Below are 15,435 nucleotides of genomic sequence, written 5' to 3'. Positions count from 1 at the left end.
AAAGTGGCAGTTCGGTGTCTTTTTCATGAAATGTGAATAAATTTTTCTAGTCAAATATTTCAATAGTTTAGGTGGTAAACGATAGGTTTATTTCTCCATCACGGCAGATTGCAGCACGAAATCTTCTTTTGTTCGAGACGTTTTGCGCTTAGATTCGGGCTTCCTACCAGCGCGCGTCCGGTCAGCCGGGCGTATATGAAGGAGACAGACCAATGGGACTTACGCGATCTTTGAATGTCCTCATGATCTGTGCGGCATTTGCATTTGTTGCAGCGTTGATAGCAGGCGTCATCCCTTGATGCATGTCTCCCAAAAGTGGAAACCGGTTTTGGGATAAAGACATGCATGAAAACAAAAGCTTAAAGCGAGATACGCTTTAAGGGGAATTAGCCTAAACCATTACGGCGGCTTCGGTTTTGAGGATAGGCCGACCCGCGCGAAAACAAGAAAGCCCGGCGTCACCGCCGGGCTTTCGTTTGTTTCAGGCAACCTCCAGAGCGGCTTCCGTCTTCGGCCTTATGCCGATCATGTGACAGATCGCAAAAGGCAGATCGGCGCGATTCATCGTGTAGAAATGGAAATCCTGCACGCCGCGTTCGATCAGATCCATCACCTGTTCGGCGGCAATCGCGGCTGCAACCAGCTGATGCGTCTGCGGATCATTGTCCAGTCCGTCGAAACGTTCCGCCAGCCAACTTGGAATATGGGTCGCCGACCGCGCGCAGAAATTTTTGACCTGCTTGAAATTATGCACCGGCAGGACACCTGGAACGATCGGGATATAGATACCTGCACGGCGAACGCGTTCGACATAACGCTCGTAAAGATCGTTCTCGAAGAAGAACTGGGTGATGGCGCGCGTCGCTCCATTATCGACCTTGCGCTTCAGCATATCGATATCGGTCGCAAAATCCGGGCTTTCCGGATGCTTTTCCGGATAGGCGGAAACTGAAATGTCGAAATCCGCGATGTTGCGCAATCCACCGACCAGTTCGGCGCCGTTCTGATAACCACCCGGCGTCGGTACATATTTTTCGCCAATACCGGCTGCCGGATCGCCACGCAGCGCCACGAAACGGTTGACACCGAGAGCTGCGAACTCACGCACGACGCGGTCGACTTCCTCGCGTGTCGCATCCACGCAGGTCAGATGCGCTGCTGGCTTGATATCGGTTTCCTTGAGGATGCGCGCCACGGTACGTGCAGTGCGTTCACGCGTAGAGCCTCCGGCACCATAGGTCACGGAGACGAATTCAGGCTGCAGCGGAGCAAGCCGCGTCACCGTATCCCAGAGACGCTGTTCCATTTCCTCCGACTTGGGCGGGAAAAATTCAAACGATACCCGGGTGGTCTGGCCAACATCCGGTCGGCGGGAAAGACCGTAAAAACCCATCAAACTGTCTCCGTCATGCTTATTGTCTGTTTTTGTCGCATGTCTTTATCCCATCGTAGCGGGATCAGAAATCAGTCCAGTGGACTGATTTCCCCGCGAAGGCGGTTCCTGCTTTTGGGAGACATGCGAAGCCGGATCGGCAATGAGAAGGCGCGGATCGCGGGCAAGCCACAGCTTCACTGTCAGCCCTTCGTCTCCATTGGCCGCCTTCGGCTCCAGTTCCAGTGTTTTTTCCGGCTCAAGACCGGCCTCTCTCATCCAGCCCAGCATCTGCTCGTCGCTGAAGCCAAGACGCAAATGCGCGTGTTCCTCGCGCAGGAATTCGAGCTTGTGCGGTGCGAAATCCACGATCAGCAGCCGCCCATCGGGGCGCAAGGCCCGCGCCGCTTCACGAATGGCAGCAAGCGGATCATCAAGGAAGTGCAGAACCTGATGAATAGTCACCAGATCGAAGCTTTCACGCTCGACAGGCAACGCGTAGACATCGCCCTGCCGAACCTGCGCATTGCCGATGGCTGCAAGGTCGAGATTGGCTCGCGCCACAGTCAGCATGTCACGATTGATGTCGATGCCGACACCACGAATGTAAAGCGGGGCAAAAAGCTCCAGTAACCGGCCAGTGCCCGTGCCGACATCCAGCATGGCCTGAAACGGCTTGTCACCGATAACCTTTTTGAGGGTCACTTCGACCGCATTCTCGGAAACATGCAGTCTGCGAATCTGATCCCAGCTCCCGGCATTGGCGCTGAAATAGGCGGCAGCCTTTTCCTGACGACTGGACTTCACCTGCGACAGCCGTTCCATGTCACGCTCAACCAGCGCATCCGCCTTGTCGAGCCGCGCCAGAAGCCCTCGCGCAAGATCGCCGCTGATCGCATTGTCCGCGAGACGAAAATAAGCCCACGCGCCTTCCTGATAGCGATCGATGAGATCGGCTTCTGCAAGTAGCTTCAGATGCCGCGAAACGCGCGGCTGGGACTGCCCCAAGATCGTCGTGAGATCGGAAACAGTGAGATCACCGCGTGAAAGAAGCGCCAGAATGCGCAAGCGGCTGGGTTCAGCCACCGCTTTCAGCACATCCACCATCAGATCGAGTTGCAGTTGCAAACCGGCCATGCCTTCCGCTCTTTGTTGATCCAGCACTTCATCTACGGCAATCCGTAAAGATATAAAGATATGTTTATATGGAAAGCGATTTCTGCGCAAGTGATTTTCGTGGCAGAATGAAACGAGCGAAGGATTCGCACACAAAAACTTACGGTAAGGACAAGCCATGCGTGCAGGCACAATGCGCCAGAAGGCAATCGCCAAATCGCTGACGCTCCTGCTTCCGGCAGTGCCCTATTCGGATTCCGAGCCGATCCGTGCTGCAGCGCTCAGCCCCCATATGAAGACGCTGCCGCCCTCGACTGCCGTCTGGCTGGCGACGGTCGCGCATGTGCGCCACACGCATACCGACTACGATGTGTTGCGCGATGATGGATATGACAAGGATTCGGCGCGCTTCTTCGTGCTGGACGCGATCAACGCCAAGCTGACCGAATGGCGCGCGACGCGGCTCCTGTCGCCGGAAGACAACGAAGCGGTGGAGATGTGAAAACGCCGCCCGGAGGCGGCGTTTTAATAGGCAGGAGAACACGGATTACTCTGTACCGTGACCTTGCAAATAGCCGTGTTTACGCGGGTTCGGCATGAGAAGGCTGACGACAAAGACAACCACCATCATTACGGTCACATACCAGAAGAAGCCGCTTTCCATGCCCTGCTTCTTGAACCATAGCGCCACATATTCAGCCGTGCCCCCGAAGATTGCATTGGCAATGGCGTAAGAAAATCCGACACCCAGCGCCCGAACTTCCGCCGGGAACAATTCGGCCTTCACGATGCCGCTGATCGAGGTGTACATGCTGACAACCGCCAGAGCGATCACGATATAGATGAATGCCAAGGTCGAGCTCTGCACCGAACCAATCAACGTCATAAGCGGGATTGTGGTCAGGATCGAAATGCCGCCAAAGCCGATCATCATCGTTTTGCGGCCGATCCTGTCGGACAACGCGCCGAAGAGCGGCTGCATCAACATATAGGCCAACAACACAAAGGTCATGGTTTCGCTGGCAGTTTCCTTGCTCATGCCAGCGGTGTTGACCAGATATTTCTGCATATAGGTAGTGAAGGTATAGAAGGCGAGCGAACCGCCAGCCGTGAAGCCAACGACGACAAGAAAGGCCTTGCGATGGTTCTTCCAGATATTGGCGAAGCTGCCTGCTGCCTTGTTGGCGCGGGTTTCTTCCGTGGAGGTTTCATGAAGTGTTCGCCGCAGGAAAAGCGCGACGATGGCCGCAACGCCGCCAATGGCGAAGGGAATGCGCCAGCCCCATGCATGAAGCTCGTCCGCTGTCAGGAAGAACTGCAGCACCACGATCACCAGAACTGCAAGCAGCTGGCCGCCGATCAGCGTGACATACTGGAACGAGGAAAAGAAACCGCGACGCCCGGCCAGCGCCACCTCACTCATATAGGTAGCGGTGGTGCCGTATTCGCCGCCCACCGAAAGGCCTTGCAGCAAACGAACGATCAGCAGCAGGAATGGTGCCAGAATGCCGATGCTCTCATAGGTCGGCAAAATGGCAATGGCGAATGAGCCAAGGCACATCATCGTAACCGAAATCAGCATGGATGTGCGGCGACCGAGCTTGTCGGCGATGCGGCCGAACAGCCAGCCGCCGATGGGGCGCATCAGGAAGCCAGCGGCAAAAATCGCAGCTGCATTCAACAACTGGCTGGTCTGATCCTCGGCAGGGAAAAACTGCGATGCGAAATAAAGCGCACCGAAGGAATAGACATAAAAATCGTACCACTCCACTAGATTACCCGATGCGCTGGCCACGATGGCAAAGACGCGGCGGCGCGTGTCATGGGCATCATGTGCCGCTTCGACCTCGCCATTGGCGTCAGCATGCATTTCTGCATTATTCATTCTGAAAACTCCCGATAGCAGGCGGTTCTGAAACAGCCTGCAAGCGCCGATCCCAAGCAGGGATTACCGAAATCGGCGATTGTTTCACTTCATAAACATAAAACTACGAACCGCATTCAACCGGAAAGCAGGGCTTGCATTTGAAATGTCCTCCCAGTCGAAATCATGCTGTTCGGATCAATTGCAAAGACGCAAAAACGCCTGAAACAGTCCTTGAACCGGCGGCCTCGGCGTTCATTCCCATTGAAAAATAAAACGGAGCAAGAGCATCGAAACCGGCCTCCTGAACGCAATCGCAACGGGATGGCGCGCATCGTGGCGTTGCGATCATGACGGCTCCATATCTAGAGCGGCTTCAGGATGCGGACAGACCATAGGAACAAAATCGTTTGCATGCAATCTATTCTAATATGAGAAATTACTAAAAGACATAATTGATATTGCCGTACAATGAGCCATCAACGTAAATCATTGAAGTAATTACAAAATTATCAAATCACTCTACACGGACGATCAATCAATTCCCCGTGTAGAGCGATTTTTCGGGCAATTATTTCTTCTGAACGACCAGGAAAATACGCGGGAAACGCAGCAGGACTTTCCCATCGACAGCCGCCGGATAATGCGGCGTGATCCTCGCTTTGTAAGCCTTCAGATAGTCGGCTTGCTCCTGTTCATCGAGTGGATCGAGAAACGGCCGCAATCCTGTCCCCTTCACCCATTCCACAATGGCATCCACGCTATCCAGCGGATGATTATAGACCGTATGCCATATATCCAGCCGAGCGGCCTGACCGGCGAGCGCGTTATAATATTCCATCACCGGGGGCAGAAGTCCCCTGCCCTTTGTGCCGATCTTGGTGACGAAGGCCTCTGTTTTGGCAACGTCACGCATACCGACATGGGTAGGTTCACCCATGTTATCCGGCATCTGAACCGCCAGCACCGCGCCGGGACGAAGTAGCGACAAGAGGCGTTTCATCTGCTCGATATGATCCGGCAACCACTGGAAAACAGCATTGGAGAAGAGAACATCGGTTTCCGCATCCGGCTCATAGCTCGCCACATCGCCGATAGTGAAATCAACTTTCGGCAGGCGAGCTTTGGCCTTCTCGATCATATCAGGCGATGTGTCGAAGCCGGAAACATCCGCATCCGGCCAACGCTCAACCAGAAGCTCCGTCGAATTACCCGGTCCGCAGCCGATATCGACAACCCTGCGCGGCCTGTCGACCGGTATCTGGGCCAGAAGATCACGCGCCGGGCGGCTTCGCTCATCTTCAAACTTCAGATATTGATTGGCGGACCAGTCTTTCATCATGTTTCCCTTCATCAAATAAAAAAGGCCGGTGCGATGCACCGGCCTTAACTTTAAAGCGCCAAAGGTTCGTTGAGGTTCTGGCTATGGCGAGACGAAAATGGTGAGGTTCGAGAACCGGAGCGGAGCGTACTTTGCGTACGTGAGCACCGGAAGCGCAGAACCACGCCATTTGCCGACCGCCAGAGCCTGAACATCTCGAACCTTACCGTGTGAGCGGCTTGTAGGTCACCCGTTTCGGGTTGACGCTATCCGGTCCAAGACGACGAATCTTGTCGGCTTCATAGTCCTCGAAGTTGCCTTCGAACCATTCGACATGGCTATCGCCTTCGAATGCGAGGATATGCGTTGCCAGACGGTCGAGGAACATACGATCGTGGCTGATGATAACGGCGCAGCCAGCGAAATTTTCCAGCGCATCTTCAAGCGCGCCGAGCGTTTCGGTGTCGAGATCGTTGGTCGGCTCGTCGAGCAGCAAAACATTGCCGCCGGACTTCAGCATCTTGGCAAGGTGAACGCGATTGCGCTGACCGCCGGAAAGATTGCCGACTTTCTGCTGCTGGTCGCCGCCCTTGAAGTTGAACGCACCGCAATAGGCGCGACTGTTCATTTCAAACTTGCCGAGCTTGATGACGTCATTGCCGCCGGAAATCTCTTCCCATACGGTCTTGTTGGCATCAAGCGCGTCGCGGCTCTGGTCGACATAGGAAAGATGAACCGTGTCACCGATGCGAACCGAACCGTTATCCGGCTGTTCCTGTCCCGTCAGCATCTTGAACAGCGTCGATTTACCGGCGCCGTTCGGGCCGATCACGCCGACAATGCCACCCGCCGGCAGCTTGAAGGAAAGATCGTCGATCAGCAGGCGGTCGCCATAGCCTTTCGACAGGCCGTCAACCTCGATGACCACCTGACCGAGGCGCTCGCCGACCGGGATAATGATCTGCGCATCGCCGGGGCGACGTTCTTCCGCGCTCTTGACCAGTTCGTCATAGGCCTTGATACGCGCCTTGGACTTTGCCTGACGCGCCTTAGGGCTTGCGGAAATCCACTCGCGTTCGCGCGACAGCGCCTTTTCACGGGCAGCTTCTTCGCGGCCTTCCTGCGCCATGCGCTTGGCCTTGGCTTCCAGATAGGCGGAATAATTGCCTTCGTAAGGAATGCCGCGACCGCGATCGAGTTCGAGAATCCAGCCCGTCACATTATCGAGGAAGTAACGGTCGTGGGTGATGATCAGCACCGAACCCGGATATTCACGCAGGTGTTTTTCAAGCCAGGCGGTCGTTTCGGCGTCCAGATGGTTGGTCGGTTCGTCGAGAAGCAGCAGGTCGGGCTTGGAAAGCAGAAGCTTGCACAGCGCCACGCGACGCTTTTCACCGCCCGAAAGCTTGGTCACGTCGGCATCGCCCGGAGGGCAACGCAGCGCTTCCATGGCCATCTCGACCTGGCTTTCCAGATCCCACAGGTTCTGGCTGTCGATGATGTCCTGAAGCTTCGCGCCTTCATCTGCCGTCTCGTCGGAATAGTTCATCATCAACTCATTGTAGCGGTCGATGATGGCCTTCTTGGCGGCAACGCCTTCCATCACATTGCCGAGCACGTCCTTCGACGGATCGAGCTCCGGCTCCTGCGGGAGATAACCGCAGGTAGCGCCCTCCGCGAGCCATGCCTCGCCGGTATATTCCTTGTCGAGACCGGCCATGATCTTGAGAACGGTCGACTTACCCGCACCGTTCGGACCGAGAATACCGATCTTCGCGTCGGGATAGAAGGAGAGATGTATATTCTCCAGAATCTTCTTGTTGCCATAAGCCTTGTTGAGGCCGGACATGTGATAAATGAACTGGCGTGCCATAAAGCGCGTCGTCTCCACGGGTTGGAAAGCGCGGGCGGGTTCAAACGAAGCCGAACCGTGCGGAAATTACTGACGCGTATGTAGGCCAAATAGAGAGCGGACGCAAACGGCATCGCGCAAAACATCGATGTCCTGGGGCATGGCCAGCCGGGGCTTGCAACTGAAAGTTGAGACGAAAAGAATGAAACCGGGCGCGGATATTTCCGTCACCCGGTTTCCCCTCTGGCCACCATCCGCGAAAGTTTCCTCCCTTTCATCGGACGGCCTGCAAATTATGACGTAAAATCTCTTTTTAAGCGCCCCTGATTGCCCTTCAAAACCCCTGTCTGCAAAGCTAGATTTGCCCAAGCTTTTTCGCTTTTCAAGCAGAATCTGCACAAAAAACGCAATTGCCTAAATTTCATTCACGCCCTGCGCCAATGCCTGTTTAAGCGACGCCGCATCGGGGACGATTGACTATTTGCACAGCATAAAACCAAATGGCGAAATGACATTCAAAACCATTCATCATCTAGCCGTTTCCGACGGATCAGAACTGCCATTCCGCACCGTTCGCGCCGAAACACCGCGAGCCGTCGTCCAGATATGCCATGGCCTTGCCGAACATTCCGCGCGCTATGAGCGCTTTGCCTATGCCCTGGCCGCGGCGGGCTACCACGTCTATATCCACGACCATCGCGGGCACGGCAGCAATATCGGCGTTCATGCGCCAAGGGGAATGTTCGCACAAAAGCAGGGCTATTCCGTGGCTATTGAGGACGTGCGGGCGCTCAACCGGCATATTCACGAAAACCATCTGGGTCTGCCGGTGGTGCTTTTCGGACATTCCATGGGCGGGCTGATTGCGCTGAACTATGTGCTGGACTACGCCAACACGATTGATGCGACGGCCATCTGGAACGCAAATTTTGACGGCGGCGCGGAAAGCGCTGCGGCCCTTGCACTTCTTTATATGGAGCGCATGCTGAAAGGCTCGGACGTTCCGAGCAGCATTCTGCCGAAAATGACCTTCCGCGCCTGGGGCCGGTCCATAAAAAGCCACCGCACATTATTCGACTGGCTTTCGCACGACCCGGCGGAGGTCGATGCCTATATCGCCGATCCGCTATGCGGCTTTGATGCCAGTGTCGCGCTGTGGATCGATATTTTTCGCATGATCCGGCGCGGCGCCGACAATCGAAACTTCGCGGAAGTTCCACGCAACATGCCGTTCAATCTCACGGGTGGGGCGGAAGACCCGGCAACGGCAAACGGTGCCGCCGTGCGCAGACTGGCGGACAGAATGCGGAAAATGGGTTTCGAGCGTGTGCAATGCACGATCCTGCCCGGCACCCGCCATGAGAGCCTCAACGAGGTCAACCGGCATCAGGTGACACAGAATTTTCTGGATTGGCTGGCGGAAGCTCTTCCGTATCCGGCGATGTCCGGCTAGAAAACGGCAGTCAACCGATCAATCGAACTATTATCCGGGCTCGTGGTCTGATTCCAACATTTGCATCCCTCGGTTCAAGCGCTGAGCAAATGTTGGAATCAAAAAGACCACGAGCAAACATGTGTATCTAGTGGATTTTTCGAATTTGACGTTTGAAACAGCGTATGTGTCAGCCGGGATTCAAACGTCAAATTCAATCCACTGGAACTCACGATTACTTGAACCGTCTTGGCTTTGCCATCCAATCAATGCTATGGAGCGCGCCTTGCGCGCTATCGGATTTCCGGGCAGGAAGCCGGGCTTAAGCAGATAGCGCGAGGAATAAAGGAACACTCCGCTTGGAAACACCGACGATTTCTGTGGTTATCCCCTGCCGCAACGAAGCCGACAATCTCGCCTTTTTGCTGGATGAAGTCGATGCCGCCATGCAGGGCCGCGCATATGAAGTCATCGTCGTCGACGACGGTTCGACGGACTCGACCAGCGATGTACTCGCGGGTCGCATCCATGCAGGCAAGCCGCTCCGCCATCTGCGCCATGACCGGTCGTCAGGCCAGAGCGCCGCTGTGCGCTCCGGTGTTTTCGCAGCACGCGGCAAGATCGTCGTGACCATGGATGGCGATGGGCAGAACAACCCTGCCTATCTCCCCGTTCTGGCGGATGCCCTGATGAAGGCCGGACCGGACTACGGCATTGCCGCCGGACAGCGCCTCAAGCGCACGGATACCAAGCTCAAGCAGCTTTCATCACGCTTTGCCAACAATCTGCGCGGCGCGATCCTCAAGGACAAGACGCGCGATTCCGGCTGCGGCCTGAAAGCGTTGCACACCGATCTTTTCCGGCAATTGCCGTTCTTCGACGGATGGCACCGCTATCTGCCTGCCTTGGCGCTGCGCGAAGGCTATGATGTGGTGCATGTCGATGTGGTCGACCGCGAACGCCGCCACGGCAAATCCAATTACGGTATTCTGGACCGCGGCGTGCGCGGCATTCTCGACCTTTATGGCGTCTGGTGGCTGCGGAAGCGCCGCAAAGTCGTTCCGCGTGTGAGAGAGATCACCCATGACTGATATTTTCAACAGCCTGTCACAGTGGCTGCACGAGGTTTTCGTGGCGCAGTGGGACGGCTGGATCGTGCTGGGCTTCGTCGCACAGGCCTGCTTCACCATGCGCTTCGTCGTGCAATGGCTGGCATCCGAAAAGGCAAAACGCAGCGTCATGCCGGTTGCCTTCTGGTTCTTCTCGCTTTTCGGCGGCATGCTGCTTTTGATCTATGCGATCCAGCGCAAGGACCCGGTCTTCATCGCAGGCCAAGGACTTGGCCTCGTCGTCTATATCCGCAATCTCTGGCTCATCGCCAATGAAAAGAAGCGGCTGACAACCGGGGAGTAAACTCCCCCAGTACTTCACTCAGATTGGAAGCGTCCGTCCAACGGAACGATAATCCAGCCCGGTGCCCGCAATGTCCTCGGCCTTGTAGACATTGCGCAGATCGATCAGCACATTTCCGGCCATGACATGGGCCAGCCGTTTCAGATCGAGCGCGCGATAGGCGTTCCATTCGGTCAACAGGGCAACGACGCCCGCACCCTTCGCCGCTTCATAAGCCGAATTGCACCAGGCGACACCGGGAAGCACTGCTTTGGCAGCATCCATGGCTTCCGGATCATGCGCCTGAACCTTGATCCCCGCTTTCTGAATGGCCCCGATAATGTCGAGCGCGGGAGACTCGCGAATATCATCGGTGTTCGGCTTGAAGGCGACGCCAAGAACGGCGACCGTATCCGCACCGTTTTCCTTGGCGGCGGTCACAATCCGTTCGGCCATGGACTGCTTGCGCGCTTCATTGACCGCAATGACCTGCTCGATCAGCGATTGCGGCGCATCGTATTTCTTGCCGGTTGCAGCGAAGGCACGCGTGTCCTTCGGGAAGCATGATCCGCCGAAGCCCGGACCGGCATGCAGGAATTTCGAGCCGATGCGGTTGTCCATACCGATGGCGCGGGCCACTTCCTGCACATTGCCGCCTGTTCGCTCACAAAGGTCCGCAACCTCGTTGATGAAGGTCACCTTCATGGCGAGAAAGGCATTCGCCGCATATTTTATGATTTCCGCATTTTCCAGCGACGTGACGACCATCGGCGTTTCACGCAGGTAAAGCGGACGATAGAGGCGCTGCATCGCGGTTCTGCCGCGCTCATCCTCCACCCCGACGACAACACGGTCGGGTCGCATGAAATCCTCTATTGCCGAACCTTCCCGCAGGAATTCCGGATTGGACACCATCGAGAACGAAACACCCGGATTGGCAGCCTTGATGCGGTCGCGTATGCGCGCATTGGTGCCGACCACGACCGTCGACTTGATGACGACCACGGCTCCCGGTTTCATGGCGGCGGCAATTTCATCCGCAGCCGCTTCAATATATTGCAGGTCCGCCTCGCCATCACCGCGACGGGACGGCGTGCCGACGGCAATGAAGATGACATCGGCGTCCGCGACACTTGCCGGCAGATCGGTACTGAACTCCAGCCGGCCATCGCGAATATTGCGGGTCATCAGCTCATCGAGACCCGGTTCGAAGATGGTGACTTTCCCGGCCTTCAGCCGCTCGATGATCGACGGGTTCTTGTCGACGCAGGTGACGTGAAAGCCGAATTCGGCAAAACACACACCCGAAACCAGACCCACATAGCCCGTTCCGATCATCGCCAGCTTCATATGTTCAGTCCTTCAGTTTGCTTTCGCGAGAACTTATAGTGATTTCCAGGTTCAGTTACGTTACATGCAACCCGGAAGCATCAAACAACGCCATTTGCAGACAGCCGGAACCAAAATATCGGTAGGCTCACAGCCATTTGTCGTAGTCGGACACCAGGAGATGCAGTGGCTTCTCATTTTCTTCAATATTCGAGAAACGGCCAATCGGCTCGCGGAAAATATTATCGGTCAGGTCGTCATTGACCGTCGAAACCTCACCAATCAGCACATCGCCGCCCTCGCCCCAGAACGCATGCCAGTTGCCCGGCAACAGTGTCACGCTCTCGCCCGGCTGCAGCTTCAAATGCGCGCCCGCTTTCTGCGTCACGAGACGCCCATCGGTTGCGACCGTCACGTCGGTTTTCTCATCCACACTGCCGTCCGGCAGCGAGTTGAACAGTTCCAGCACCAACGTGCCGCCGCCACGATTGATGATGTCTTCCGCCTTCACCACATGGCGATGCATGGGCGAAAGCTGATTTTCACGCGAAATCATGATCTTTTCGGCATAGAGCATTCCGCCGCCGCGCTTGAGGTCATCTGCATTGCCATTACGCGTGGTGAAGAGGAACAGGCCGAGATCAGCGAACTTGCCCTGCCCGTAGTCCGTAATATCCCAACCGAGGCGCGCATCGCGGATGGCGTGTGCATCCGAAGAGGTTCGCGTCTTCAGTTCCTCGGGCGACCAATAAGCGAATGGCGGCATGATATAGCCGAAAGAGCGGATGAATGCGTCGCTTTCGCGGATGATTTCGTTGATTTCAGAACGTTTCATGGCCACCGATCCTCCCATGGGATGAAACAGATTGGGATGTGGTTGACGTGGTAGCTGGCTTTTAAACCAATTTGCAATCCCGGAAACGCTCCGAAGGCGATTGTAACACACATTTGCAAAGATCCGGCCACGCTGCAAAAGCGAAATTTTGGCGTGTCGTCTTTACGCGAAAACCATGTCGCATCCCAATGCGCGTTTGGAATAGTTCAGTGATTGAATCAGGATAACGGAAGCCAGTTCACAGACCTCGGGAAATGTGGGCAAGCCATTGAGATAACGGGACAAGCCGTGCTTCCGGAAGACAAAGGGAACACCGGATCTGGCTATGGTCGCTGGGAGAACAGCGGAAGGCTGGTCCAAGTTGGAAAGCAAGGGTTCGATACTATGGACGTTCGCAACGAAATGCTGGGGCTGTTGACCGGGCGCGACCCCAATTTCAGCCTGGAGCAGAAATTCTACACCGATCCCGACTATTACAAGCTCGATCTGGAGAACATCTTCTACAAGGACTGGCTGTTTGTCGGCCATGATTGCGAGCTGCCGAAGACCGGCTCCTACATGACCGTCCAGATCGGCGCTTATCCTGTCGTCATCGTTCGCGATGCGCAGGGCGGCATTCGTGCCTTCCACAATTCCTGCCGCCATCGCGGCTCGCGCATCTGCGCGGCTGAAAAGGGAACCGCCGCAAAGCTCGTCTGCCCTTATCATCAGTGGACCTATGAATTGGACGGACGCCTGCTCTTCGCGCGTCAGGTCGGCCCTGATTTCAAACCTGCCGAATATGGCCTGAAGCCGGTGCATTGCGAAACCGTCGCTGGCTATATCTACGTTTGTGTCGCCGAGGAAGCGCCTGATTTCACAGCTTTCCGCAATCTGGTCGAACCCTATCTCGCGCCACACAACATCAAGGATGCGAAGGTGGCCTTCGAAATGTCGATTGTCGAAAAAGGCAATTGGAAGCTCGTCTGGGAAAACAACCGCGAGTGCTATCACTGCGCCGCGAACCATCCCGAGCTTTGCCGCACCTATCCTGAAGCTCCGTCGGCCACCGGTGTACAGGGCGTAATGGAAGACCCTGAAATCAACCAGCTCTGGAAGAATTGCGCCAGTGTCGGCCTGCCGGCGGAATTCAGCATGTCCGAGGATGGACGCTATCGCATCACCCGCATCCCGCTTCTGCGCGACGCGGTGAGCTACACCATGTCCGGCAAGCCGGCAGTCAAGAAGCCTTTGAGCGATCAGGTGGCGGGCAACACGAATATCGGCGCAATGCTGCTGTTCAACTATCCGTCGACATGGAACCACCTGATGGCGGATCATGCAATTTCCTTCCGTGTTCTGCCGCTCAGCGCCGAGGAAACGCTTGTCACCACCAAATGGCTCGTCCACAAGGATGCTGTCGAAGGCGTGGACTACGATCTCGATGATCTGACCCATGTCTGGATCCAGACCAACGATCAGGACCGGCAGATCGTCGAGGAAAATGCGGTTGGCATTCGCTCGCCCGCCTATCAGCCTGGCCCTTACTCGGTCGAACATGAAGGCGGCGTGATGCAGTTCCTCGAATGGTACACCAACACCATTACGCCGCGTCTGCGTGGCGAAGCGGCAAAGCTCAGCCGCGTCGCGTGAACTCGTAATGCGAATTGAAAAGTGAGAAGGCCATGCAGCCTCTGAAATATCTGGACGAGATGCTGCCGTGGAACGACAGGTTGCAGATGCTGGAATGCATCTCGGCCATCGAAGAAGCGCCAGACGTCATGACCTTCTCCTTCAAGACCACCGAGGACAACTGGTTCCGCTATACGCCGGGCCAGTTCGTCACTCTCGAATTGCCGATTGAACGGACGGACGGCCTGGGTCCGGTGCTGCGGACCTATACGCTTTCCTCAACCCCTTCCCGTCCCTATCATGTCTCCGTCACGGTCAAGGCGCAGAAGGACAGCGTCGGCACGCGCTGGATGCTCGACAATCTGCGCCCGCCGATGAAGATCAAAGCCTACGGACCGAATGGCGATTTCTCGCTCGCCAACCATCCCGGCGAAAAATATCTCTTCGTCTCTGCCGGTTCCGGCATCACGCCGATGGTCTCCATGACGCGCTGGCTTTTCGACTGTGCACCGGCAACCGATCTGGCCTTCATCAATTGCGCGCGCACGCCCGACGACATCATTTTCCGGCGCGAACTGGAATTGCTCGCGGGTCGCATGGAAGCAATGCATCTGGCCTTCATCGTCGAGCAATCATCGGCACGCCATGTCTGGCCGGGACTGCATGGGCGTATCGACCGCGCCCGGCTTGAACTGCTGGCACCCGATTTTCTGCATCGCAAGGTTTTCTGCTGTGGACCGGAACCGTTCATGAACGGTGTGCGCGGACTGCTGGAAGACGCCGGTTTCAACATGGCCAATTATCATCAGGAGAGCTTTAATCCGGCCAGCGAGATTTCGTCGATCCCGGTGCCTTCATCGCTCTCCGAGTCCGCAACCGCCCCGGCAGCGCCCGTCACCCCGACCGTGGCAGCTGCCAGCGTCGTCTTCAGCCTTTCCGGCCTGGAAGTGGAATGCACGGAAAATGACACGATCCTGCTTGCCGCACGCAATGGCGGTCTCAAGATTCCGAGCGCCTGCGAATTCGGAATCTGCGGTACCTGCAAGGTAAAATGTCTTGGCGGCGAGACCGAGATGAACCACAATGGCGGCATTCGCGACGATGAAATTGCCGAAGGCTATATCCTCGCCTGCTGCAGCCGCCCACGTGGTCGCGTGGAAATTGATGCCTGATAACGGAGCCTGAATCAAAAAGCGGCATGTGTGTGCGAAAATGGTGATTTTCGAGTACCGGAGCGGAGCGTACTTAAGGGTACGCGAGCACCGGAACGCAGAAAATTGCCATTTGCAGCCACACAGGGCGACTTTTGGA

13 protein-coding genes are annotated in these 15,435 nt (G+C 56.1%); 6 read left to right on the top strand and 7 right to left on the bottom strand.

Features of this window, described 5'->3' with window-relative positions; translation table 11 throughout:
- Nucleotides 1-481: 481 nt before the first annotated feature.
- Both metF and JNC70_RS07820 read right to left on the bottom strand, forming a co-directional pair.
- A complete protein-coding gene (gene metF, locus JNC70_RS07825) occupies nucleotides 482-1,393 on the bottom strand; it encodes a methylenetetrahydrofolate reductase [NAD(P)H] (protein WP_104756191.1) in 912 nt (303 codons plus the stop codon).
- Nucleotides 1,394-1,438: 45 nt separating this feature from the next.
- Nucleotides 1,439-2,509: an ArsR/SmtB family transcription factor gene (locus JNC70_RS07820; RefSeq protein ID WP_104756192.1), complete on the bottom strand. Its 1,071-nt coding sequence runs from the start codon at nucleotides 2,507-2,509 to the stop codon at nucleotides 1,439-1,441.
- A 157-nt stretch (nucleotides 2,510-2,666) separates the two neighbouring features.
- On the opposite strand from JNC70_RS07820, the gene JNC70_RS07815 reads away from it, so the two are divergent.
- Nucleotides 2,667-2,990 (top strand): DUF2293 domain-containing protein, encoded by a 324-nt coding sequence (locus JNC70_RS07815; protein WP_104756193.1) that lies wholly within the window; start codon nucleotides 2,667-2,669, stop codon nucleotides 2,988-2,990.
- Between the two features lie 45 nt (nucleotides 2,991-3,035).
- Here the strand turns inward: JNC70_RS07815 and JNC70_RS07810 are convergent, their stop codons facing one another.
- From JNC70_RS07810 to ettA, 3 genes are all read right to left on the bottom strand, one after another.
- Nucleotides 3,036-4,373 carry an MFS family transporter gene (locus JNC70_RS07810; RefSeq protein WP_104756194.1) on the bottom strand — a complete coding sequence of 446 codons (1,338 nt, stop codon included), beginning with the start codon at nucleotides 4,371-4,373 and terminating at the stop codon, nucleotides 3,036-3,038.
- A 550-nt stretch (nucleotides 4,374-4,923) separates the two neighbouring features.
- Nucleotides 4,924-5,691: a trans-aconitate 2-methyltransferase gene (tam, locus tag JNC70_RS07805; RefSeq protein WP_104756195.1), complete on the bottom strand. Its 768-nt coding sequence runs from the start codon at nucleotides 5,689-5,691 to the stop codon at nucleotides 4,924-4,926.
- Between the two features lie 205 nt (nucleotides 5,692-5,896).
- A complete protein-coding gene (gene ettA, locus JNC70_RS07800; RefSeq protein ID WP_104756196.1) occupies nucleotides 5,897-7,546 on the bottom strand; it encodes an energy-dependent translational throttle protein EttA in 1,650 nt (549 codons plus the stop codon).
- A gap of 487 nt (nucleotides 7,547-8,033) precedes the next feature.
- Here ettA and JNC70_RS07795 point away from each other — a divergent pair, with 487 nt between their 5' ends.
- The 3 genes from JNC70_RS07795 (at nucleotide 8,034) to JNC70_RS07785 (ending at nucleotide 10,370) form a co-directional block, all read left to right on the top strand.
- Nucleotides 8,034-8,978 (top strand): alpha/beta fold hydrolase, encoded by a 945-nt coding sequence (locus JNC70_RS07795; RefSeq protein ID WP_104756197.1) that lies wholly within the window; start codon nucleotides 8,034-8,036, stop codon nucleotides 8,976-8,978.
- A gap of 338 nt (nucleotides 8,979-9,316) precedes the next feature.
- Complete coding sequence (locus tag JNC70_RS07790; protein ID WP_104756198.1) at nucleotides 9,317-10,048, top strand: glycosyltransferase family 2 protein; 732 nt, start codon at nucleotides 9,317-9,319, stop codon at nucleotides 10,046-10,048.
- On the top strand, nucleotides 10,041-10,370 hold the full coding sequence (locus JNC70_RS07785) for a lipid-A-disaccharide synthase N-terminal domain-containing protein (RefSeq protein WP_104756199.1): 330 nt from the start codon (nucleotides 10,041-10,043) through the stop codon (nucleotides 10,368-10,370). The genes JNC70_RS07790 and JNC70_RS07785 overlap by 8 nt, the downstream gene beginning before the upstream one ends.
- A gap of 18 nt (nucleotides 10,371-10,388) precedes the next feature.
- Here the strand turns inward: JNC70_RS07785 and JNC70_RS07780 are convergent, their stop codons facing one another.
- Both JNC70_RS07780 and JNC70_RS07775 read right to left on the bottom strand, forming a co-directional pair.
- Entirely contained in the window at nucleotides 10,389-11,699 is a 1,311-nt protein-coding gene (locus JNC70_RS07780) for a UDP-glucose dehydrogenase family protein (protein ID WP_104756200.1), read from the bottom strand.
- 127 nt (nucleotides 11,700-11,826) lie between these two features.
- Entirely contained in the window at nucleotides 11,827-12,513 is a 687-nt protein-coding gene (locus tag JNC70_RS07775) for a D-lyxose/D-mannose family sugar isomerase (RefSeq protein WP_104756201.1), read from the bottom strand.
- Nucleotides 12,514-12,897: 384 nt separating this feature from the next.
- Between JNC70_RS07775 and JNC70_RS07770 the strand changes: the two genes are divergently transcribed.
- Together JNC70_RS07770 and JNC70_RS07765 are read left to right on the top strand one after the other, a co-directional pair.
- Nucleotides 12,898-14,145, top strand: coding sequence for an aromatic ring-hydroxylating oxygenase subunit alpha (locus tag JNC70_RS07770; RefSeq protein WP_104756202.1), 1,248 nt, complete (start codon nucleotides 12,898-12,900; stop codon nucleotides 14,143-14,145).
- A 32-nt stretch (nucleotides 14,146-14,177) separates the two neighbouring features.
- Nucleotides 14,178-15,296 (top strand): FAD-binding oxidoreductase, encoded by a 1,119-nt coding sequence (locus tag JNC70_RS07765; protein WP_104756203.1) that lies wholly within the window; start codon nucleotides 14,178-14,180, stop codon nucleotides 15,294-15,296.
- Nucleotides 15,297-15,435 lie beyond the last annotated feature (139 nt).

The sequence above is a fragment of the Brucella oryzae genome (assembly GCF_041929965.1).
Taxonomy (GTDB): domain Bacteria; phylum Pseudomonadota; class Alphaproteobacteria; order Rhizobiales; family Rhizobiaceae; genus Brucella; species Brucella oryzae.
The sequence above is the reverse complement of the archived record's forward strand: the minus strand, read 5'-3'. Positions and strand labels throughout refer to the sequence as shown.

What these genes read in the sequence shown, in the direction of transcription:
- metF (WP_104756191.1), bottom strand. Translation starts at nt 1,393, where the DNA reads ATGGGTTTTTACGGTCTTTCCCGCCGACCGGATGTTGGCCAGACCACC.
- JNC70_RS07820 (WP_104756192.1), bottom strand. Translation starts at nt 2,509, where the DNA reads ATGGCCGGTTTGCAACTGCAACTCGATCTGATGGTGGATGTGCTGAAA.
- JNC70_RS07815 (WP_104756193.1), top strand. Translation starts at nt 2,667, where the DNA reads ATGCGTGCAGGCACAATGCGCCAGAAGGCAATCGCCAAATCGCTGACG.
- JNC70_RS07810 (WP_104756194.1), bottom strand. Translation starts at nt 4,373, where the DNA reads ATGAATAATGCAGAAATGCATGCTGACGCCAATGGCGAGGTCGAAGCG.
- tam (WP_104756195.1), bottom strand. Translation starts at nt 5,691, where the DNA reads ATGAAAGACTGGTCCGCCAATCAATATCTGAAGTTTGAAGATGAGCGA.
- ettA (WP_104756196.1), bottom strand. Translation starts at nt 7,546, where the DNA reads ATGGCACGCCAGTTCATTTATCACATGTCCGGCCTCAACAAGGCTTAT.
- JNC70_RS07795 (WP_104756197.1), top strand. Translation starts at nt 8,034, where the DNA reads ATGACATTCAAAACCATTCATCATCTAGCCGTTTCCGACGGATCAGAA.
- JNC70_RS07785 (WP_104756199.1), top strand. Translation starts at nt 10,041, where the DNA reads ATGACTGATATTTTCAACAGCCTGTCACAGTGGCTGCACGAGGTTTTC.
- JNC70_RS07780 (WP_104756200.1), bottom strand. Translation starts at nt 11,699, where the DNA reads ATGAAGCTGGCGATGATCGGAACGGGCTATGTGGGTCTGGTTTCGGGT.
- JNC70_RS07775 (WP_104756201.1), bottom strand. Translation starts at nt 12,513, where the DNA reads ATGAAACGTTCTGAAATCAACGAAATCATCCGCGAAAGCGACGCATTC.
- JNC70_RS07770 (WP_104756202.1), top strand. Translation starts at nt 12,898, where the DNA reads ATGGACGTTCGCAACGAAATGCTGGGGCTGTTGACCGGGCGCGACCCC.
- JNC70_RS07765 (WP_104756203.1), top strand. Translation starts at nt 14,178, where the DNA reads ATGCAGCCTCTGAAATATCTGGACGAGATGCTGCCGTGGAACGACAGG.